We start from the raw sequence: 22068 nt of genomic DNA on the forward strand, positions 1-22068 counted from the left end.
ATAACCGTTATAACACAATAGTTAAAACCATAATCATATTTAAGTATAGTATAACTGTTTTTTTAATACTTAATGTTTATTAGAACAAATACATTCATCAGCTATAATAAGTAATATAAAGGCTAAGAAAACAGCGCAGCCCTCCAATTTACCCGTAAATAAACTACCTAAAGGAATAACTAATTTACTGGTCCTTATCTAAGTTATAAAACAACAAGCTTTTTATGGTAAAATAAGTACCACTACTTATAAAAAGGCTAGTCCAGCTATCGATAATGTGCTAACTTTTACTATGAAAATTAAACAAAAGGTATTTAACCGATTTAAAATACTGTTTTAGCGAAATAACTAGATTGATGGTTAATAAATTTAAAACAATTATTAAATTTGTCTCAACAAAATGAAATTAGATTGATTAATAGCAAATTAATTTAATTGTATTAAATGTAATTTATAAGTACCAGGAAACACTTAAATATTCAAACTCTCAAATTAAGAATTTGTGGATAACTTATTCGTTTTAAATGTTTGGTGGTTGTTTAATACTTAGTTTAACTATTTTATCAAAATTAATTTTGTTATATGTACACTAGAGGGAATATTATTCATGTTTATTTAAATATTAATTTATGGGCTTGTAGAATTATAAGTTCTAATTTTTCTTGTAATTAAGTTAAATAAATGATGCTAACAAAAACAAAAATTTATTTGTCTTCCCCTCATATGGGAACTTCAGAGCAAAAGTATGTATCAGAAGCTTTTGATACTAATTGGATAGCTCCACTTGGGCCGCACGTTGATGGCTTTGAAAATGATATAAAAAGTTATTTAGGAGGTAAAAAAGAAGTAGCTGTATTAAGTTCAGGAACAGCTTCTATTCATATGGCATTGAAGCTTTTAGGAGTAACACGTGGTGACGAAGTTTTATGTCAAAGCTTCACCTTTTCGGCTTCAGCTAATCCCATTCTGTATCAAGGTGCTTCACCTATATTTATAGATAGCGAAAGAGATACATGGAATATGTGTCCAGAATTGTTAGAGATTGCTATTAAAGATAGAATTGAAAAACACAAAAAACCCAAAGCCATAATTGCCGTACATCTATATGGAATGCCTTACAAAGCTAATGAAATTAATGCTATAGCTAATAAATACGATATTCCGGTAGTTGAAGATAGTGCCGAAGCTTTAGGTAGCACTTATTTTGGTAAGACGTGTGGTATGCTTTCGGATATGGGTATTATTTCATTTAATGGTAATAAAATTATAACAACATCTGGTGGAGGAGCGTTAGTAGTAAAAACAAAGGAGCTGAAAGAAAAAGCTGTGTTTTATGCAACGCAAGCCAGAGATAATGCCGCTCATTATGAGCACTCATCTATTGGATATAATTATAGAATGAGTAATGTTTTGGCAGGTATAGGAAGAGGGCAGATGGAAGTACTTGATGATAGAGTACGTGCTAGGAGACAGAATTTTGAGTTTTACAAAAAACATTTGTCTGAATTTAAAGACATTACATTTTTAGAAGAACCGGATAACTTCTTTTCGAACAGATGGATTACTTGTATTGAAACACCATCATTCGAATTAAGAGAAAAAATAAGATTAGAATTATTAAAAGACGATATAGAATCTAGACCATTATGGAAACCAATGCATATGCAACCTATTTTTAAGGATAATTTGCATTTTAGTAACGGTATTTCTGAAGATCTTTTTCAAAGAGGACTTTGTTTACCTAGTGGCTCTAATTTAACACAGGATGATTTATCCAGAATCCTAAATAATATTACTAAAACCCTCAAATTATGATAAACAATTATTTTATTAACTTCTCTCAAAAATATGTATCCAAGTGGTTGGTATTTGCTATAGATTTGGTTTTAATCTTAGTTGCTTTTTTTGCTGCTTATGTTATAAGGTTTAATTTTACATTAGATTTTGATTTAAATCAGTTCTTTATAGAAATACCATTCTTAATTGTGGTTTCTGCAGTTAGTATGCTTTTTGTAGGGTCTTTTAGAAGTGTTATTAGACATACGGGATTTACAGATGTTCTTAATGTATTTAAATCTGTTTTGTTAATGTCTCTACTATGTATATGCTTTGTACTAACAAATAGAGCGGCTAGTATTATTCCAGGATTTACCATACCGCTTTCAATAATAGTAATACATGCACTATTAAGTTTTGTAATACTTAGTGCTAGTAGATTAGCCTTTAAAATGGGTTACAAATACTTGAAATGTAAATTTTTATCTACAAGACGTGTGTTAATTTATGGAACAGGGGACTCGGCAATTGCAACCTATAACGCTTTACTAAATAATGCTACGGTAAGTTTTACAGTAGTAGCCTTTATTAATAACCAAGCTAAAAAGAGTTCTAAAATTATAAATGGAATTCCAATTTTAAATTATAAAGCTTTAAATGAACATTATCTATTTAATAATGACATTGATGAAATTATTGTAACACCTCAAAATACAGAGACAAGTAAACTTATGCAACTTATGGATAGTTTGTCTGACTCTGGTGTAAAAGTAACCAAAGTGCCACCAATTGAACAATGGATTAATGGTGAGTTAAGTGCTAAACAGATAAAACAAGTACAAATAGACGACTTATTAGGGCGTCCTCCAATTGAAATTGATAACCCTAATTTATTAAGCGAATTTAATGGCGAAACTGTACTTGTTACAGGAGCAGCTGGGTCTATAGGAAGCGAATTAGTAAAACAATTATCGAACTTTAATGTTAAACATTTAATTTTAGTAGACCAGGCTGAATCTGCTCTTTATGATGTACAACAAGACTTAAAACGTGAAGGTAAACATAGTTATACGGCTATTGTTGCAGATATTAGAGATGGCTTAAGAATGGACACCATTTTCCAAATGCACAAACCAACTATGGTTTTTCATGCCGCTGCGTATAAACATGTCCCTTTAATGGAAAAATCGCCTTATGAAGCTATAAAAATTAATGTAAACGGCACCAAATTGCTTGCAGATACTGCGTCGAGATATAATGTGAAAAAATTTGTTTTTGTATCTACAGATAAAGCCGTTAATCCTACTAGTGTAATGGGGGCTACTAAACGTATGGCAGAAATGTATATTAGCTGTCTTCAAAAGGAAAGTAAAACCAAGTTTATTACTACACGTTTTGGTAATGTATTAGGATCAAATGGCTCTGTTATACCTTTATTTAAAAAACAAATAGAGGCAGGTAGTGCTTTAACCTTAACTCATAAAGATATTACCAGATATTTTATGACTATTCCTGAGGCTGCACAATTAGTATTAGAAGCAGGAACTATGGGTAAAGGTGGAGAGATATTTATTTTTGATATGGGAGAATCTGTTAAGATTTATGACCTTGCCAAAAATATGATAAAACTATCTGGATTAAGATACCCCGAAGATATCGATATTAAAATTACAGGACTTAGACCTGGAGAAAAGTTATATGAAGAATTGTTAGCTAATGGTGAAAACACCTTGTCTACATACCATAAAAAAATATTAATAAGTAAAACAAGGGAACTTGATTATGCTAAAGTAAAATCTGAAATTGAAGAGCTTTGTATAACAAATCGTTTTCAAAGCAATAATATTGTAATGAAAATGAAAAATTTAATTCCTGAGTATAAATCTAATAACTCTGAATACGAAAGATTTGATGCTCGAGTTAAAACATATAAAAAAGCAAAAGGAATATTAAATAAACCTAATAGTACAAAAAAACGCACCATTTAAATTAGTTATTTTTATAAAGATTAATTTATAAATAAATAACTCGTATATTTATTTCGGTTAAAGCCCTAAATGATTAAAATAAGTATGAATATTCCATTATTACCTTGTAAGGAAAAATTATTATCAATTCTAATGTTCATTTTTTTATTAACCTCTTGTGGTTCTAAAAAAGACATTATTTATTTTCAAAACGCTAAGGACTTCGAAACCTTAGTGGATACCGATACATTTACACCTAAATTTAAAGTTAATGACATTGTAAGTGTATTTGTTTCTACATTCGATTTGGAGGCTGTAAAGCCTTTTAACATGTACAAGAGTACAACAGAAAATCAAGCAGAAATTGTTGATTATGTAATAGATATTAATGGAAATATTGATTACCCTGTTTTAGGTAAAATTAAATTATTAGGTTTAACAGTTGAAGAAGCTAAAACTTTATTTAAAGAAAAACTTTCTGACTATCTTAAAGACCCTATTGTAAATATTAGAATTCTAAACTTTAGAATATCTGTTCTAGGTGAAGTAGATAACCCTGGTAGATATGAGGTGTCGGGAGAACGCATAACATTGCTTGAAGCCATAGCCATGGCCGGTGATTTAACTATAAAAGGAGAAAGAAAGAATGTATTGGTAATTAGAGATTTTAATGGTACAAAAACCTACTCTAGATTTGACTTGACAAGTAAAGAATTATTTAATTCACCTGTATATTATCTTACACAAAATGATGTGGTTTACGTGCAGCCTAATAAATCTGCCATTAGTGGATCTGTTAGTGATGCAAGAATTGGCACCATTATTTCTGTTGTATCTTTCCTTGTTACAACTTCATTATTATTGATTACTAGAAATTAGACATTACACATGGCTTTAATAGAAAATGAAAATTTATCTAATAGCAATTCTGAGGATTTTAATTTAAAGAAAATGCTATTTACATACTTAAAACAATGGAAATGGTTTGTTTTTAGCTGTATTGTATTTGTTGCATTAACTTTTTTTAAGTTACGTTATACAACACCTCAATATTCTGCAGTTGCTAAGATTATGCTTATTGATGATAGTGACAAGTCGTCTGGAGCTTTAAAAGATTTGGCTCTTTTTTCTGAGAAAGAAGATGCCAAAGTTGATGATGAAATACAGGTAATTAAATCTAGAAGTTTTTTAAGAAACATAATAAAAAAACTTAATTTAAATGTTACCTATTACGCTAAGGGTAGAATACAAGAAATAGAGTTATACAAAAAATCGCCTATTACTTTAAACTTTATTGAGTCGGATTCTATTATAGATAATATAAGCTTTAGTTTTTATGTGCAAGTACTATCTAATACTGAGTTTACATATAAGATAAAAGAGGATGCCATTGCTAAAAAATATACGTTTGGCGAAACCATATCTACAAATTTTGGAGGAATAATAGTTACTCCTGTAGAAGCCACACTAAATAATTATATAGGTAGCACTATTAAAGTAAACATAGCGAAATTAGAAAGTCTTTCAGAGTCTTTAAAAAATAGAGTTAAAATTGCACCTTCTGGAAAATCTTCCAAAGTAATTAGTATTGGTTTAACAGATCCGGTAATACAAAAAGCCAAGGATATAATAAATACACTAATTGATGAATATAATAGGTCTACAATTGATAAAAAAAATGAAATATCCAATAACACTGCAGATTTTATTAATGAACGTGTAGAGTTAATTGCTGAAGACCTTGTAAATGTTGATAATAGTATTGTACGCTTTAAAACTGGTAATAAACTAACCGATGTTAGTAATGAAGCTATGAAATTTTTAGAATCCAGTACTATGAATCAGCAAGACATGGATCAATCTAAAATAGAATTAAGTTTACTAAATTCAATGAAGGGTGCTTTAGGAAATGATGCGGCAAAATTTCAACCGGTACCTTCTAACTTAGGATTGGGAGATGCTGCTATTGCAGGACTTTCTAGTAAGTATAATGAGTTATTACAAAGAAGAAAGACATTATTAAAAAGTGCAGGAGAACAAAACCCCATAGTAGTTGAACTAGATCAAACACTTTCTAGTATTCGTCAAAATTTAACACAGAGTATTGATAACTCCAGTAATTCATTAAAAATTAGAATTAATAATCTACAAAATCAATCCTCTAGGATTAATTCCAAAATTTTATCAGTTCCAGGACAAGAAAGTAAATTACGATCTATAGAGAGAAAACAGGGTATTAAAGAACAACTGTATTTATATTTATTACAAAAAAGGGAAGAAGCGGCCATATCCTTAACGGCAACATCGCCTAGTGCAAAAATTATTGATGAAGCTTATAATAGCAATGGTGGACCTGTTTCCCCTAATAAAAAAATAGCTTATATAGCGGCTTTATTTTTTGGACTAGCTGTACCTTTTGGAATCATTTATATTAAAGGTTTATTAGATACAAAAATTCATAATAAAGAAGACCTAGAACGAGAAGTTAAAAACATATCCGTGTTAGGAGAAATTCCAAAGCTAAGTAATGGAGATAACCATCTAGTTCAGAAAAACGATAGATCCATTCTATCTGAGTCTTTCAGAATAATTAGAACCAATTTAGATTTTGTTAGACGAAGTAAAGATGTTAAAGCGTTTAATAATGTTGTTTTTGTAACTTCAACCATTAACAATGAAGGAAAGTCTTTTTTTAGTTCAAATTTAGCACTTACTATTGCTAATACAAATCAAAAAGTATTGTTAATAGGTGCAGATATTAGAAATCCACAAATATTTTCTGCAATTAAAAAGAACGCAAAAAACATTGTAGATAGAGGTTTAACAGAGTATTTGGGAGATAGCTCTATTACTATAAAGGAAACTATTAATGAATTAAATATTAATAATATTAATCTTGATGTACTCCTATCTGGTATAGTACCTCCAAATCCTGCAGAGTTGTTAATGAGTGATAGATTAAAACAATTATTTGAAGAGGTTTCTGCTCATTACGATTATGTTATTGTGGATACCGCTCCAGCCATGTTAGTTACCGATACCTTATTAATTAGTAAATATGCCGGACATACCGCTTATATTACTAGAGCAGATTATACCGAAAAGAAAATACTAAACTTCGCAAAAGAATTGCATGCTGAAAATAAGTTAAATAATATGATGCTTGTAGTGAACGATGTTAAACAATCTAATTTTGGATATGGTGCAAAATATGGTTATTATGGAGCTCCTGAAAAGAAAGGATTATTTGGACGATTTAAAAAATCTTAATCTCACTAAGTTTAAGTACAAAAAAAGCATCTATTTAAATAGATGCTTTTTTTTATTGGTTATTATATAATTACATGTTCTTAATTTGCATAAAATTGAAAAGCGTCTAAAATCACTTTATTATCAACTAAACAATCTATCTTACAAGTACCAATGGATTCTAAAAGCACAAAATTAATATTTCCATGGTTATTCTTTTTGTCGTATTTTAATAACTCTATAATAGCTTCGTAATCCTTATCTTCAAAAGTTACTTTATCATAATAGCTAAGAAATAAATCTTTTATATCTTGAGTGGTTTGTTTTGGAAAACCTAACAATTCGGTTGAAATATAGCTCGCCAAAATCATACCCACAACTATAGCTTCACCATGTAATAATGTGGTCTTGTTTTCATTACTTAAAAAATAAGATTCTATAGCGTGTCCTAAAGTATGACCAAAATTTAAAGTTTTACGTAGGCCATTTTCAAAAGGATCCTCTTCAACAACATTTCTTTTAATAATAACAGACTCGTGTATTAGCTCATCTAGATTATCTAGAGTTAATTTCGATAAATCCTGAAATTTATTCCAATAGTTCTCTCCGGTTATTAAACCATGTTTAAGCATTTCGGCCAATCCAGAACGCATTTGTTCTTTAGATAAAGTGTCTAAAAAAGATGTATCAATAAGCACCAAATCAGGATTACTTATTACACCAATTTGGTTTTTTAGGTGCCCTAAATCTACACCTGTTTTACCTCCAACAGAGGCATCTACCATAGATAATAATGTTGTTGGCACGTTTACATAAGAAATACCACGCTTAAAGGTGCAGGCCACAAACCCGCCTAAATCGGTAATAACCCCACCACCAATGTTTATCATTAAACTCTTACGGTCTGCATTAAGTTCAGATAAGGTATTCCATACACCAACGCAAGTGTCTATATTTTTGTTTACTTCGCCAGATTCAATTTCAATAATTTCAATTATTTTATCTGTTTCAAGTCGGTTTAAAAACTTAGGCAAACAATGTTCATGTGTGTTTTCATCAACTAAAATAAAAATTTTCGAGAAATTACTGTTTTTAATATGCTCATTTATATTATTGTAACACGTTTCATTAAAATGTACAATACTATCATTAGCCTTTATAGAATCCATAAAATAAATGTTGTTTTTTAAGGCTGTGAAATTAAGGAGTTTTTAGATAAAAAGGTAACTTAGATATAATTATATTTATGCAAATTTTTTGAAATGAATACCGATTTAATTTTTGATAATACCGAAGTTGCTTTTTCTTTAAAGTCGGACTCCGAATTAGAACGTGCTTATTTTTTATTTAAAATGATATCTATTGAGCCTTTAGTGCGCATTGGAACTGCAGCTACAAATTTTGCAATTAAGGCACATTTACCAATTGAAGGCTTAATTCGGTCAACTGTTTTCGATCATTTTTGTGGAGGTGTTAGCGAAAATGATTGTTTAACAGTTATCAATAATATGTTTACTAAAGGTGTTAGCTCGGTTTTAGACTATTCGGTAGAAGGAAAAGAAGCTGAAAATGAATTTGATGCCGCATGCGATAAGATTGTAAAAATAATTGAATTTGCTAAAGAAATTGACGCCATTCCTATTGCTGTATTTAAGCCTACTGCTTTTGGTCGTGTTGCGATATATGAAAAACTTTCAAAAAATGAGAAGTTAAGTAACTTGGAAGCGCAAGAATGGCAACGTATAATTAGTAGGTTTGAAAAGGTTTGTAGTAAGGCTAAAGAAATTGATGTAGCAGTATTAATTGATGCCGAAGAAAGTTGGATACAAACAGCAGCTGATAATTTAGTAACTACTTTAATGCAAAAGTATAACACAGAAAAACCTATAGTGTTTAATACGCTACAAATGTACAGACACGATAGACTAGCTTTTTTACAGGAAGAGCACGAAAAAGCAAAAAAAGCAAAATATTTTCTTGGTTATAAAGTGGTTAGAGGCGCTTATATGGAAAAAGAAAAAGATAGGGCAGAAGCAGGAGGTTATCAATCGCCAATTTGTGGTAGTAAAGCATTAACCGATGAGAATTTTAATAAGGGTGTTAGATATATAATGGATAATTTAGATTGCATGTCTATTTTTGCTGGCACACATAATGAAGATAGTTCGTATTTGTTAATGGATTTAATGAAGAACAAAGGTTTATTACACAATGACCCGCGTGTATGGTTTGGCCAATTGTACGGTATGAGTGATCATATTAGTTTTAATTTGGCTAATAAAGGCTATAATGTTGCTAAATACTTGCCATTTGGTCCCGTTAAAGATGTCATGCCTTATTTAATACGTAGGGCAGAAGAAAACACATCGGTGGCTGGACAAACAGGAAGAGAATTAGCTCTATTAACTAAGGAGAAAAAGCGGCGAAAATCTATATAAGCTTTTGCAACAATGCTTTAATGTCTTTATTAGGAGTTTTTGGGGTAACTTTTTCTAAGTCTTGAAAATTAATAGCAATAATTTTCTCTTTTGATTTTTGCTTTACCACAAGTATACCACTATTACTTGTAGGAACTAGTATTTCATTATTAGTTATTATTTCTTCGCTAAATTTTTCGCCAGGGCGTAAACCAGTTGTTTTTAGTTCTATGTCAATAGATTTTTTGTTACATTTTATAATTAGTCTATTAATTATATCCATAATTTTAATGGGGTTTCCCATATTAAAAGTATAGGTTGTTTCTTGATAATTATTATAAGCAAGTTTTAAAATGAGCTTACATGCCTTATGTTTGCTTATAAAGTATCTAGAAATGTTTTTATCTGTTATAGTTACTGGGTAACCAAAGTCTATTTGTTTTTTTAATAAAGGAACTAAAGAACCATTGGACCCTAATATATTACCAAACCTTGTATTAATAAATAAAGTGTCACTTTTAGAGTTTAAAAACGTAATATAGTTTTCTCCAATTTTTTTAGATAATCCCATAACATTAATTGGGTTAACCGCCTTATCTGTAGAAATAAAAATGAATTTTTTAATATTAAATTCATGTGCTAAATCGGCAAGTTGCTTAGTTGCCAAAACATTTACTTTTACTGCTCTATAGGCATTACTTTCCATTAATGGTACATGTTTGTAGGCTGCCGCATGAAAAATAATGGTTGGCTTATATTTAATAAATATAAGTTTTACAGCGTCTACATCTGTAATGTCAATTAATTTAAAGTTTACATTTTTAATAGCTTTAAACTCTAGTTCCTTAATTAATTGGTAAAGTGGCGATTCTGCATTGTCAATTAATATTAGTTTTTTGTATTTGCAGTTAATTAATTGGTGTACTAGTCCGCTGCCTATAGAGCCTGCAGCACCGGTAATTAAAATAACATCGTTAGAGAAGTCAAACTCACAGTCTTTTTTTGTAGAAGTATTCAGGGAAAATAATCCTGAGTCATTAAGTAATTCGTCAATATAATTTTTAATTTCTGTGTTCATTTTGAAGAATTACTATGCTATTTTAAGTAACTTTTAATTGTTTAGAAGTTATTTTGAAATTTATTAATAATAATGCTATAAGTAAATTAAATTTTCAACTTTATTTAGTTATAACTTTAATAATGGTTTTAGCAATAAGTTTTAAATCGAATAAAAAACTTTTTCGTTTTACGTATTCTTTATTATATCTTAATTTATCGGGAATTATTGTGTTAATAAAGTACGCTTCTGGATCTTTAGCTGCCTTTAAAAGTTCTACCTCGTTTCTATACTTCAAGGATGCTAATCCAGTAATTCCGGGTCTAACTTTAAATATCTTAAGATCATCTTCGGTATAAAAGTTAACATAGTAACGTAATTCTGGTCTAGGACCAACAAAACTCATATCTCCTTTTATAATATTTATAAGTTGCGGAAATTCATCTATTTTAAATCGCCTTAAAAAATAACCTATTTTAGTAATTCTAGAATCGTTGTTACCCAGAGTTAGTAGTCCCTTTTTATTAGAATCCGTTCGCATGGTTCTAAATTTATAAATATTGAAATTTATATTGTTTTTACCCACACGCTCTTGAATAAAAAGTACTGGGCCTTTAGAGTCTAGTTTTATTAGAATGGCAATTATTAATAGAATAGGAGATAGCACTAATAATCCTATTATAGAAAAAACAACATCAAAAAGTCGTTTAGTCATACTATTTTTTGATTATTAAATTTTGAAGCGTAGCTATACTATCACAGTTTTGAACCACTAAACTCAGTTCTTTTTCATTATAGTTTGCATCAATAGTATAAACCCCACAAGGCTCTTGTCTGGGTGTGCTTTCAGAAAAATTGATATCTCCTTTTTTTAAAATATAGGCGACACCAAGAGAATCTATGTCTTTAGCTAATAAAGCTTGAGAAATATTTTCACTATAAATAAGGTTTTTAGAGTTAATGTTTTTTAAAACTCTAGAATCTGGACCATAACTACAGGACGTTTTTTTTCCATTTAAAAAAAATGCCAAAATGATTAAGCCTAATGAAAAACCACCCAAATAATAACCAATACGCTGAATTAAACTCATTTAAAAATTTTAGTGTTGTTTAAAGTAATGGTTTAAAATATTAGTAAATTAATATCACTATATTTTAAATCGAACCACTCGCCAACAGATTTACTTGTTAAAATACCGTGGTAAAAGTACAATCCATTTTTTAAACCCTTGTCGAATCTTAAAGAATTTTCTATACCGCCATCTTCTGCTATTTTAAGCAAATAAGGAGTGAATATATTACTAATGGATACTGTAGCTGTTCTAGGGTATCTTGCAGGTATATTTGGTACACAATAATGTACTACGTTGTGTTTTATATATGTAGGTTGTCTGTGTGAAGTTACATCGCTAGTTTCAAAACAACCGCCCATATCTATACTAACATCTATTATTATGGCTCCCTTTTTCATTGAGCGAACCAACTCCTCTGAAACAACTATAGGTGCTCTGTTAGTACCTCTAACAGCGCCAATAACTACATCGCATCGTTTTAAAGCTTTTAATAAATTTTTAGGTTGTATGGTTGACGTAAATAGAGGTCGCCCAAGTTGTGCCTGAATGCGTCTTAATTTAGTTATTGAATTATCGAATATTTTAACACCAGCACCAAGACCCAATGCACTTCTAGCAGCAAACTCGCCAACAGTTCCTGCTCCCAAAATAACAATTTCAATAGGAGGCACGCCACTAATATTACCAAGCATTAAACCATTTCCCGTTTTTGTATCCGAAAGTAACTCCGAAGCAATTAATACAGATGCTGTTCCTGCAATTTCGCTTAAGGATCTCACTGCAGGATAACTGCCATCAGTATCTCTAATAAACTCAAATGCCAAGGCTGTTATTCTTTTTGAGGCTAGAGCTTCAAAATATTTTTTACTTTGTGTTTTAAGTTGTAAAGCAGATATTAAAATAGTTTGCGGATTAATAAGCTTAATTTGATCGAGAGTAGGAGGTTCTACCTTTAAAATCATTGGGCACGAAAAAACCTTAGCTGTATCCTTAGTTATTTCGGCTCCGGCCTCACTATAATCCTTATCGCTAAAGCTTGCACCTTCACCAGCACCAGATTCAATTAAAACTCTATGTCCGTTGCTAACAAGGGCATATACAGCATCTGGAGTTAAACAAATTCGTTTTTCTTGATAAGCTGTTTCCTTAGGTACACCTATAAAAAGTTCTCCTTTTTTTTTATAGATTTCAAGCGTTTCTTCCTGTGGTAAAAGCTGTTGTTTGGTAAAAGGCGAAAGTGGTTGTTTCGACATGTTTAAATCAAATTATTAAATTTCAAATTACAAATAAATTTTCTAATGAGAAAAATTTCTGTTAAACTAATTTTTTTTTATATCATTTTTTATAATTACTGAAATTTTAGTAAAAAACTTACTTTTTTAGACTAAGTACTATATTGTTATAATCTAATTTTTATAAATTAGCACATGTTTAAAAAAATATTTTCTTTCTATTTTTTAACCCTCACTTCACTCTGTTTTTCTCAACATTTTGTTGTTGCTGGAACGGTTGTAGATTCTTATAAAACTCCTATTTCGTATGCTAATGTAACCATTTATAATACCGATTTACCACAGGATATAAATGGAGTTATTACAAATGATAATGGTTATTTTAAGTTTGATAATTTGAGTAACGGCGAATATATTTTAAGTATTAGCTTTTTAGGTTTCGAGAAATATATAAAAACATTAGAAATAAAAGAAGATAAACAATTAGGTACCATAACTCTTAAGGAAAACGTTGAAGAACTTAATGGAGTAACAATTGTGGCGCAAAGACCAACGATTAAGCGCATGGTGGATAGGTTGGTTTTTAATGTAGAAAACTCAACACTTTCTAATAATAACGTTTTTGATGTTTTAAAACATACACCAGGGGTTTTAGTTATGAATGAAACTATTACCGTAAAACAAGGTACACCAACAATTTATATCAATGATAGGCGCGTAAATTTATCTTCGAATGAAGTTAAACAGCTTTTACAAGGAACTTCTGCTAGTAATATTAAGTCTATTGAAGTAATTACAAATCCACCCGCAAAATACGAAGCAGAAGGTGGATCTGTAATAAATATTATAACTAGTAAAAATATTATTGCTGGGTATAATGGTAGTATATATGGTACTTATAAACAAGGCTCTAAATTTCCTAAATACGCGTTTGGTACGAGCCATTATTTTAAAACTAAAAAAATGAATTTTTACTTAAATTATAGTAAAAGTCCTAAAAAAGAGTTTAGAAATAATGAAGAGTCTGTTAATTTTTTTGAAAACAACTTAAACACTACTAGTTGGGATACAGATTTTGAAAGGGTACGTAAAAGCTCAAATCAAAACATTAATACCAATGTTGACTACGAATTTAATAAAAAAAATAGCCTAAGTTTTTCTGCAAGCATGCTACTAGCACCAAGAAAACAAACCCAAAACCAGGTAAATTCTACCACTAGGGTATTTAATGCTAATAAAATATTAGATTCTACTTTTATAACCAATAACTTAAAAGTAGATGAAAATTTAAATTTAGCATTTACACTAGATTATATTCATAAATTCAATAAAGAAGGCGAAAAATTATCGGTTAATACACACCATACAGCTTATAGTTTTTCTAGTTTTCAAGATGTCGACACCAAGTACTTTTTACCAGATAATTCCTTTTTGAGAAACAATAATTTCCAAACATTTTCAAGTCAAGAAATAAAGTTATATACAAGTCAAATGGACTATGAATTACCTATAGACAATTCTACTTTTTTTGAGTCGGGTATAAAGGTATCTAGCATAAATTCTAAAAGTGAATTACAGCAAAACAATATTATAAATGGTCTTAAGGTTGAAGATATAGAAAATTCTGATGTGTTTTTATATGATGAAACTAATTTTGCGCTTTATACTAGTTTATCGAAAGAATGGAATTCATGGGACCTAAAAGTAGGTTTAAGAACAGAGTTTACAAACATTAAAGGAAATTCATTATCAAGTAATACGTTAAACAACAATAAATACACAAATTTTTTTCCATCCTTACATTTGCTTCATACTATAAATGATAAAAACGAAATTTACTTAAACTATAACAAACGTATTTACAGGCCAAGATATAACCAATTAAACCCGTATAAATATTTTTTAAACGACAATTCATATATAACGGGTAACCCTAATTTAGTGCCGCAAATAGATGATGCTTTTACTTTGGGTTATACAATAAATCAAAAATATACTTTTGAAGCTTATTATAGATATGAAAATAATCCTACAATCGAAATAACGTTTCAGGATAATACTAACAACATTTTAAAATATGTAAACACTAATATTGATAGAAATATTTCTTACGGATTAGATTTTACATCGTACACAGCAGTTCTTAATAATTATTGGAATATCTACCTTTTATCGTCTATATTTTATTATGACAATCAATTTTTCGCTATTGAGAGTGAAAATGCTTTGGTTAATAAAAGCCAGTGGAGTTTATATGGGCAAATTATTAATTATTTTTCTTTTTTGAAGGACAAAAGTTTAACAGCTGATGTTTCTTTGTTTTATTTATCTAGTATAGTAGACGGTCCATCGGAATATAGTTCTAGATCTAGTTTGGATATTAATTTTAGAAAAACCTTTTGGAACAATAAAGCATCTGTAAACGCAGGAATAACCGATGCCTTTAATGGTTTAAACTTAAGCCAGACTACTAAATACTTAAATCAGGACAATACTTCTTATTCACGCATTGAAAATCGACTTATTACCTTCGGTTTTAATTATAAATTTGGGAATTCTAGTTTAAAAGCCAAGGAAAAAGAATTTAAATTACAGGAACGCGACCGACTAGAAAATAAATAACTCTTAAAAATATTTTTTTATTAAGCCCCAAAACGTTTTCGGGGTTATTTTAAACTCGGCTTCAAAATCTTCCAATGATTTATTGGCATCATTAATTTTATTAAATATTCTAGCGCGTATTAAATATATGGAGGGTACTATTACTGCCATAACGGGTATTAAATATATAAGTTGGTTTGAATCTAGATTAGTAATATCCTGCTTAATGGCATAAAATATCTGGTAGCTATACATCATTATAGGGATAAGTAGCACATGATACCACCAATGCCTACACGTAAAAAACCAAATAAATAATAAATATAGAGGTATTATTTTACCTGTTAAGGTCCAAGCTAAAACAAAGACACTTTCGTTATATCTGCTATCATATTGACCAAAAAAAGTGTTCCAACTTTTTACATCTGGAACACTTTCGTATAAGTAAAATAAATAGGGGGTAATAGCTATTAAAGTAGCAACAATGCTACCCATAACTAAACCTTTTTTATCCCCTTGCAGGTACTTTAATTCTGTTTTTTTCGATTTTTGATGTTTGTTGTGCATCGACGTTAAACTGGTTTGCTGCTTGAGCCAAGAATAACACGCCTCCGAAAATTGCTACTGCAATTAAATACTTTTTAGTTTTCATAATTTTAAGGGATTTTAATGAATTAATACCTCAAAAGTATACAAAGACTAAAATGAATATACTACCTAAATGTTAATTTTATGTTAAAAACATAGATATTCCATTTATTCGCTACGGGATTACCGTAAATGGTCAGTTTGTTTCGGAAGAATGTTTAATAATTGTCATAAGCTTGGTTGGTTGGTTGGTTGATTAATTAACGTTTTTTAAACTTAAATAGCGTTTATTATTTTTTTTTAATTTAATTTCAATTTTGGTAAATGTTTCAATTAATAGTGACTCTATTATTTCTGGCCATTCAACAAGTTTCCAAAAGTCTGAGTCTAAGTAATCTTCAATTCCAAAATTATAAGTTTCTTCAACATCGTTAATTCGGTATAAATCAAAATGAAATATTTTACCTTCACTTAAATTATATTCATTAACAATTGAGAAAGTTGGGCTGCTAACCTCGTTATTAGAACCTAATGATTCTACAATACTTTTTATAAGTGTTGTTTTTCCAACACCCATATCTCCATAGAAAAGCAACGTTTTTGAATTCGAATTTTTAATGATTTGTCTTGCAACTTGCTCAACATCATCTAATCCATAAAAAATTTCCAACTTTTAATAATTTTATATATGCAATAATAACCTTTTTAATTTAAAAAACCTAAAGCTTTAAACGGTTCGTCGGCAAAATAGGTTATTCATAGATTTACTTTGGTGTAAAAACAACAAAAGGAATAATCATTTCTTCCAACGAAACACCACCATGTTGATACGTGTTTCTATAATAACTAACATAATGATTGTAATTATTTGGGTAAGCAAAAAACAAATCGTTTTTCGCAAAAATATACGAACTACTCATATTAATAGAAGGTAAATGAAATTCTTTAGGCGTTTTAGTTGCTAAAACATCTTTTTTCTCAAAGGTTAAACTACGTCCAGTTTTATAGCGTAAATTTAAACTAGTGTCTCTATCTCCTATTACTTTAGATGGGTTTTTAACATTAATAGTGCCGTGGTCTGTGGTTAATATTAATTTAAAACCTAACTGTTGGGCTTGCTGTATTATCTCTAAAAGTGGTGAGTTTTTAAACCAACTAAGAGTTAAAGATCTATAGGCTTTATCGTTTGAGGCTAATTCTTTAACAACTTCCATCTCGGTTTTGGAGTGCGAAAGCATATCTACAAAATTATAAACAATAACGGAAAGGTCGTTGTCTTTTAAAGACCTAAAGTTTTCTGCAAGCTTTTTACCCGTTTTTAAATTAGTTATTTTATGGTATTCATAACTTAAATGCGTTAGGCCTAAGCGTTTTAATTGTGCTTCTAAAAATTCGGCTTCATAAAGGTTTTTTCCGCCTTCATCAGTATCATTTTTCCAGTATTGTGGAAATAGTTTTTCCATATCGCTTGGCATCAATCCAGAAAATATGGCGTTACGAGCATATTGTGTGGCTGTAGGTAGAATGCTAAAAAAAGCATCTTCTTTGTCTTTTTTATAGTAATTATTAATAATAGGCTCGAAAACTTTCCATTGGTCGTACCTTAAATTATCAATAACAACTAGTAGCGTTGGTTGTTCTTTACTTATTTCTGGTACTATTTTTTCTTTAAATAAGGTATGAGACATTATTGGAGCTTCGGTATGCGGCTCAAACCAATTGGCATAATTTTTATCGATAAACTTGCCAAATTGATTATTAGCCTCATTTTTTTGAGATTCTAAAATTTCGAACATACCTATATCTTCAATATCTTCCAATTGAATTTCCCAATAAATAAGTTTTTGGTAAAGATTTACCCATTCTTCATAACTATTTACCATCGAGAGGTCCATGGCTATTTTTCTAAACTCTTGTTGATAATTAGAGGTTGTTTTTTCTGAAATTAATCTAGAGTGGTCTAAATTCTTTTTAAGGCTTAATAAAATTTGATTAGGATTTACCGGTTTTATTAAATAATCGGCTATTTTGTTTCCTATAGCTTCTTCCATTATATATTCTTCCTCACTTTTAGTTATCATTACTACTGGAAGATTATCTTTTTTCTCTTTTATTTCGTGCAAGGTTTCTAATCCTGTTAATCCAGGCATGTTTTCGTCTAAAAATACAATATCAAAATTTTGATCTTCCAACACATCTATAGCCTCTGTACCACTATTACAGGTTGTTACTTGATAGTTTTTCTTTTCTAGAAATAATATATGCGGTTTTAGTAAGTCAATTTCATCATCAACCCAAAGTATCTTTATCATATTACTGTATTTATTTTATTATTAAAACGTTTTAATTGAAAGCGCCATTATAAACCCTTATCATTATATTTGTATTTTTTTAATGTAAAAAATTAAAGTTTGAATAAACTTAAAATATTAAACGACCCAATTTACGGATTTATTACTATTCCAAATTCGCTAATTTTCGATTTAATTCAACACAAATATTTTCAGCGCTTACGCAGAATCACACAAATGGGAATGTCTTATTTGGTATATCCAGGTGCGCACCATACTAGGTTTCATCATGCTATAGGCTGTGTTCACTTAATGCAACAAGCTGTTAACGTACTGCGTTTTAAAGGGGTAGATATCTCAAATGAAGAAGAAACAGGACTGTACGTTGCTATTTTATTACATGATATTGGTCATGGTCCATTCTCTCATGCTATGGAACACAGTATAGTAAATAATGTATCTCATGAAGATATTTCGTTACTATTTATGGAATGTTTAAATAAAGAATTTAACGGAAGTTTAACGCTTGCCATTCAAATTTTTAAAGGCGAATATCCTAGAAGGTTTATGTGTCAACTTATTTCTGGGCAACTCGATATGGATAGAGCCGACTATTTGAAGAGAGATAGTTTTTATACAGGCGTTGCTGAAGGTAATATTAATAGCGAACGTTTAATTACCATGCTTAATGTTGTGGATGATGAGTTAGTGGTTCAAGAAAAAGGGATTTACAGCGTCGAGAAATTTATTATTGCTAGACGGTTAATGTATTGGCAAGTGTATTTGCACAAAACAAGTTTAGCTGCCGAACAATTACTTATAAGAGTTTTAAAACGTGCAAAAGAATTACATGACCGTGGACATAAATTAAAAGCTAGCAATGCCTTGCTTTATTTTTTAGAAAACAAAATAACCCCTAATAATTTTAACGATGAAACACTTTTAGTGTTTTCGCATTTAGACGATTATGATATTTTATCGGCTATGAAAGAGTGGCAATATTATGATGATTTTGTATTAAGCAAACTATGCCAAATGATTATTAATAGAAACTTGCTTAAAGTAAAGCTAAAAAACAAAAAAATTAAAGAAAACAGTCTTAAGAAACATTTAGAATTTACTATGAGAAATTTCAATATCTCTAATGAGGAAGCCGAGTATTTTGTATTTCAAGGTAGTATTTCAAACCAAGCATATCAACTAAATACTAAACGAATTAACATATTACATAAGTCTGGTAAAATTCAAGATATTGTAAAAGCTTCAGATCAATTAAACTTAAAAGCACTCTCAAAACCTGTAACTAAATATTATATATGTTACCCCAAGGTTAAACTTTAACACATTTTTCCTATTTTTGCGTTCAATCAAACAAAAAACAACAACAAACTACAAAGTGTGAAATTTACAGCACAACAAATAGCAGACATATTAGAAGGTGATGTAGTTGGTAATCCAAATATAGAAGTTTCTAAACTTGCTAAAATAGAAGAAGGCTTTAAAGGTACATTAACCTTTCTAGCTAACCCAAAATACACCTCGCATATTTACTCTACAAATGCATCGATTACTATAGTTAATAAAACTTTTAAGCCAGAACATGACTTAAAAACAACATTAATTAAGGTTGATGATGCGTATTTAGCCTTTTCAAAAATTCTTGAATATTATAATTCTGTTAAGTTAAATAAAGTAGGAGTAGAGCAACCATGTTTTATTGCTGATTCTTCTAAATATGGAGATAACGTTTACATAGGTGCATTTTGCTACATAGGTTCTAACGTAATTCTAGGCGATAATGTAAAAGTATTTCCAAATGCATTTATAGGAGATAATACGGTTATTAACGATAATACAATTGTTTTTTCTGGAGCCAAAATTTATTCTGAAACAATTATTGGGAAAAACTGCATTATAAACTCTGGAGTTATTATTGGTGCAGACGGTTTTGGTTTTGCTCCAAACGAAGATGGTAGTTATAAAAAAATACCTCAAACAGGAAATGTAATTATAGAAGACTTTGTGGATGTTGGTGCGGCTACTACTATTGATCGTGCAACATTAGGCTCCACAATTATAAGAACAGGTGTAAAATTAGATAATCAAATTCAAATTGCTCATAACGTAGAAATTGGCAAAAACACTGTAATAGCGGCTCAAACGGGTATAGCGGGTTCTACTAAAATTGGCGAAAACTGCCAAATAGGTGGTCAAGTTGGTATTGCAGGACACATAGCTATTGGGAATAACGTTAAAATACAAGCACAGTCCGGTATTGGCCGAAATGTTAAGGATAACGAAATTTTACAAGGCTCTCCAGCCATAAAATTAAGCGATTATAATAAGGCTTACGTTCATTTTAAGAACTTGCCAAGTATTGTTAAAAATATAAACGATATAAAGAAGATAAATGGGAATAGTTAATACTACAATAAAGCAAAAAACTATTAAAGAAGAAGTTTCTTTAACCGGAGTAGGGCTGCATACAGGAAAAGATGTTACCCTAACATTTAAACCTGCTGCTGCTAATACAGGATTTTCTTTTAAAAGAGTTGATTTAGAGGGCATGCCAATAATTGAAGCAGATGCTAACTATGTAACAAATACTCAACGCGGCACTTGTTTAGAGAAAAACGGTGTAACCATACAAACGTCAGAACATGTATTAGCAGCCTTAGTAGGATTAGATATTGACAATATTATAATTGAACTAAATGCCTCAGAACCACCTATTATGGATGGGTCTTCTAAATATTTTGTTGAAGCTATTGAAAAAGCAGGTGTTGTAGAACTTGATGCTTTTAGAGAAGAATTTGTGGTTACCAATATTGTGTCTTATGTCGATGAAGAAACAGGAAGTGAAATTTTAGTAATGCCATCAAATGAGTATCAAATAACAACCATGGTTGATTTTGGTACAAAAGTTTTAGGAACCCAAAATGCAACTCTAAATACCTTATCTGATTTTAAAAAAGACATATCAGATTCTAGAACCTTTAGTTTTCTGCACGAAATAGAAATGCTACTAGAAAATGGATTAATAAAAGGAGGTGACTTAAATAACGCCATTGTTTATGTGGATAAAGCACTATCTGAGGAAACTATGGAGAAATTAAAAGTTGCTTTTAAAAAAGACTCTATAGCTGTTAAACCTAATGGTATATTAGATAACCTTACTCTACATCACCCCAATGAAGCGGCAAGACATAAGTTACTTGATGTGTTAGGAGACTTAGCTTTAGTAAAAACCAGAATTAGAGGTAAAGTTATAGCTAATAAACCGGGGCATTTTGTTAATACACAGTTTGCAAAAAAACTTTCTAAAATCATTAAAAATGAGCGTAGAAATAATGTGCCCAATATAGATTTGAATTCTCCGCCATTAATGGACGTGGTTCAAATTATGGATATGTTACCTCACAGACAACCATTTTTATTAATAGATAAAGTATTCGAACTTACAGATAACCATGTTGTGGCTACCAAAAATGTTACCATGAACGAGGAGTTCTTTAAAGGTCATTTTCCTGGTGCACCGGTAATGCCTGGTGTTCTAATAGTAGAAGCCATGGCTCAAACCGGCGGTATATTAGTTTTAAATACAGTACCAGACCCCGAAAATTATTTAACATTTTTCATGAAAATGGATAATGTTAAGTTTAAACAAAAAGTAAGTCCCGGAGATACATTAATTTTTAATTGTTCGTTAATTACTCCTATACGTCGTGGTATTTGCCATATGCAAGGTTATGCCTATGCTAATGGTAAATTATGTGCAGAGGCAGAATTAATGGCTCAAATATCTAAAGTAAAATAA

At 30.1% G+C, this 22068-nt stretch carries 18 protein-coding genes; 9 read left to right on the plus strand and 9 right to left on the minus strand.

The genetic code is table 11. The annotated features are described in order from the left end of the window. Positions 1 to 684: 684 nt before the first annotated feature. The 4 genes from BMY96_RS06985 (at position 685) to BMY96_RS07000 (ending at position 7013) form a co-directional block, all read left to right on the plus strand. The gene (locus BMY96_RS06985) at positions 685 to 1815 is read left to right on the plus strand and encodes an aminotransferase class I/II-fold pyridoxal phosphate-dependent enzyme (RefSeq protein WP_092850932.1); all 1131 of its coding nucleotides are present in this window, start codon (positions 685 to 687) and stop codon (positions 1813 to 1815) included. Further along, positions 1812 to 3764: a nucleoside-diphosphate sugar epimerase/dehydratase gene (locus BMY96_RS06990; protein WP_092850808.1), complete on the plus strand. Its 1953-nt coding sequence runs from the start codon at positions 1812 to 1814 to the stop codon at positions 3762 to 3764. Before BMY96_RS06985 ends, BMY96_RS06990 begins: the two co-directional genes overlap by 4 nt. 69 nt (positions 3765 to 3833) lie before the next feature. Continuing rightward, positions 3834 to 4622: a polysaccharide biosynthesis/export family protein gene (locus BMY96_RS06995; RefSeq protein ID WP_245750554.1), complete on the plus strand. Its 789-nt coding sequence runs from the start codon at positions 3834 to 3836 to the stop codon at positions 4620 to 4622. A 9-nt stretch (positions 4623 to 4631) separates the two neighbouring features. Next, entirely contained in the window at positions 4632 to 7013 is a 2382-nt protein-coding gene (locus tag BMY96_RS07000) for a GumC family protein (protein ID WP_092850810.1), read from the plus strand. Between the two features lie 80 nt (positions 7014 to 7093). On the opposite strand, the gene aroB is transcribed toward BMY96_RS07000, so the two are convergent. After that, positions 7094 to 8161, minus strand: coding sequence for a 3-dehydroquinate synthase (gene aroB / locus BMY96_RS07005; protein WP_092850812.1), 1068 nt, complete (start codon positions 8159 to 8161; stop codon positions 7094 to 7096). Positions 8162 to 8254: 93 nt separating this feature from the next. On the opposite strand from aroB, the gene BMY96_RS07010 reads away from it, so the two are divergent. After that, positions 8255 to 9430, plus strand: a complete 1176-nt coding sequence (locus tag BMY96_RS07010; protein ID WP_092850813.1) for a proline dehydrogenase family protein — start codon at positions 8255 to 8257, stop codon at positions 9428 to 9430. Here the strand turns inward: BMY96_RS07010 and BMY96_RS07015 are convergent. From BMY96_RS07015 to BMY96_RS07030, 4 genes are all read right to left on the minus strand, one after another. Beyond that, positions 9423 to 10487 (minus strand): polysaccharide biosynthesis protein, encoded by a 1065-nt coding sequence (locus BMY96_RS07015; protein WP_092850815.1) that lies wholly within the window; start codon positions 10485 to 10487, stop codon positions 9423 to 9425. The genes BMY96_RS07010 and BMY96_RS07015 overlap by 8 nt on opposite strands. Before the next feature lie 100 nt (positions 10488 to 10587). Beyond that, the gene (locus tag BMY96_RS07020) at positions 10588 to 11181 is read right to left on the minus strand and encodes a sugar transferase (RefSeq protein WP_092850817.1); all 594 of its coding nucleotides are present in this window, start codon (positions 11179 to 11181) and stop codon (positions 10588 to 10590) included. A 1-nt stretch (position 11182) separates the two neighbouring features. After that, positions 11183 to 11557, minus strand: a complete 375-nt coding sequence (locus BMY96_RS07025; protein WP_092850819.1) for a hypothetical protein — start codon at positions 11555 to 11557, stop codon at positions 11183 to 11185. 32 nt (positions 11558 to 11589) lie between these two features. Then, positions 11590 to 12792 carry an alanine dehydrogenase gene (locus tag BMY96_RS07030; RefSeq protein ID WP_092850821.1) on the minus strand — a complete coding sequence of 401 codons (1203 nt, stop codon included), beginning with the start codon at positions 12790 to 12792 and terminating at the stop codon, positions 11590 to 11592. 174 nt (positions 12793 to 12966) lie between these two features. Between BMY96_RS07030 and BMY96_RS07035 the strand changes: the two genes are divergently transcribed. Next, complete coding sequence (locus BMY96_RS07035; RefSeq protein WP_092850823.1) at positions 12967 to 15393, plus strand: outer membrane beta-barrel protein; 2427 nt, start codon at positions 12967 to 12969, stop codon at positions 15391 to 15393. Between the two features lie 3 nt (positions 15394 to 15396). Here BMY96_RS07035 and BMY96_RS07040 read toward each other — a convergent pair whose 3' ends face one another. The 4 genes from BMY96_RS07040 to porX all read right to left on the minus strand — a co-directional run bounded on the left by BMY96_RS07040 (position 15397) and on the right by porX (position 18272). Continuing rightward, positions 15397 to 15867 carry a hypothetical protein gene (locus BMY96_RS07040; RefSeq protein WP_245750555.1) on the minus strand — a complete coding sequence of 157 codons (471 nt, stop codon included), beginning with the start codon at positions 15865 to 15867 and terminating at the stop codon, positions 15397 to 15399. 13 nt (positions 15868 to 15880) lie between these two features. Continuing rightward, positions 15881 to 16024 carry a hypothetical protein gene (locus tag BMY96_RS15980; RefSeq protein WP_175473531.1) on the minus strand — a complete coding sequence of 48 codons (144 nt, stop codon included), beginning with the start codon at positions 16022 to 16024 and terminating at the stop codon, positions 15881 to 15883. A gap of 192 nt (positions 16025 to 16216) precedes the next feature. Continuing rightward, a complete protein-coding gene (gene tsaE / locus BMY96_RS07045) occupies positions 16217 to 16630 on the minus strand; it encodes a tRNA (adenosine(37)-N6)-threonylcarbamoyltransferase complex ATPase subunit type 1 TsaE (RefSeq protein WP_092850827.1) in 414 nt (137 codons plus the stop codon). A gap of 94 nt (positions 16631 to 16724) precedes the next feature. Next, a complete protein-coding gene (porX, locus tag BMY96_RS07050; protein WP_092850828.1) occupies positions 16725 to 18272 on the minus strand; it encodes a T9SS response regulator signal transducer PorX in 1548 nt (515 codons plus the stop codon). A gap of 99 nt (positions 18273 to 18371) precedes the next feature. Here porX and BMY96_RS07055 point away from each other — a divergent pair, with 99 nt between their 5' ends. Genes BMY96_RS07055 through BMY96_RS07065 form a run of 3 tightly spaced genes read left to right on the plus strand, consistent with a single transcriptional unit; the run spans position 18372 to position 22068 of the window. Beyond that, a complete protein-coding gene (locus BMY96_RS07055; RefSeq protein ID WP_092850829.1) occupies positions 18372 to 19592 on the plus strand; it encodes an HD domain-containing protein in 1221 nt (406 codons plus the stop codon). Positions 19593 to 19649: 57 nt separating this feature from the next. Continuing rightward, the gene (lpxD, locus tag BMY96_RS07060) at positions 19650 to 20675 is read left to right on the plus strand and encodes a UDP-3-O-(3-hydroxymyristoyl)glucosamine N-acyltransferase (RefSeq protein WP_092850830.1); all 1026 of its coding nucleotides are present in this window, start codon (positions 19650 to 19652) and stop codon (positions 20673 to 20675) included. Continuing rightward, entirely contained in the window at positions 20662 to 22068 is a 1407-nt protein-coding gene (locus BMY96_RS07065; protein ID WP_092850832.1) for a bifunctional UDP-3-O-[3-hydroxymyristoyl] N-acetylglucosamine deacetylase/3-hydroxyacyl-ACP dehydratase, read from the plus strand. The genes lpxD and BMY96_RS07065 overlap by 14 nt, the downstream gene beginning before the upstream one ends.

This window comes from Algibacter pectinivorans (assembly GCF_900112595.1).
Lineage (GTDB): Bacteria > Bacteroidota > Bacteroidia > Flavobacteriales > Flavobacteriaceae > Algibacter_B > Algibacter_B pectinivorans.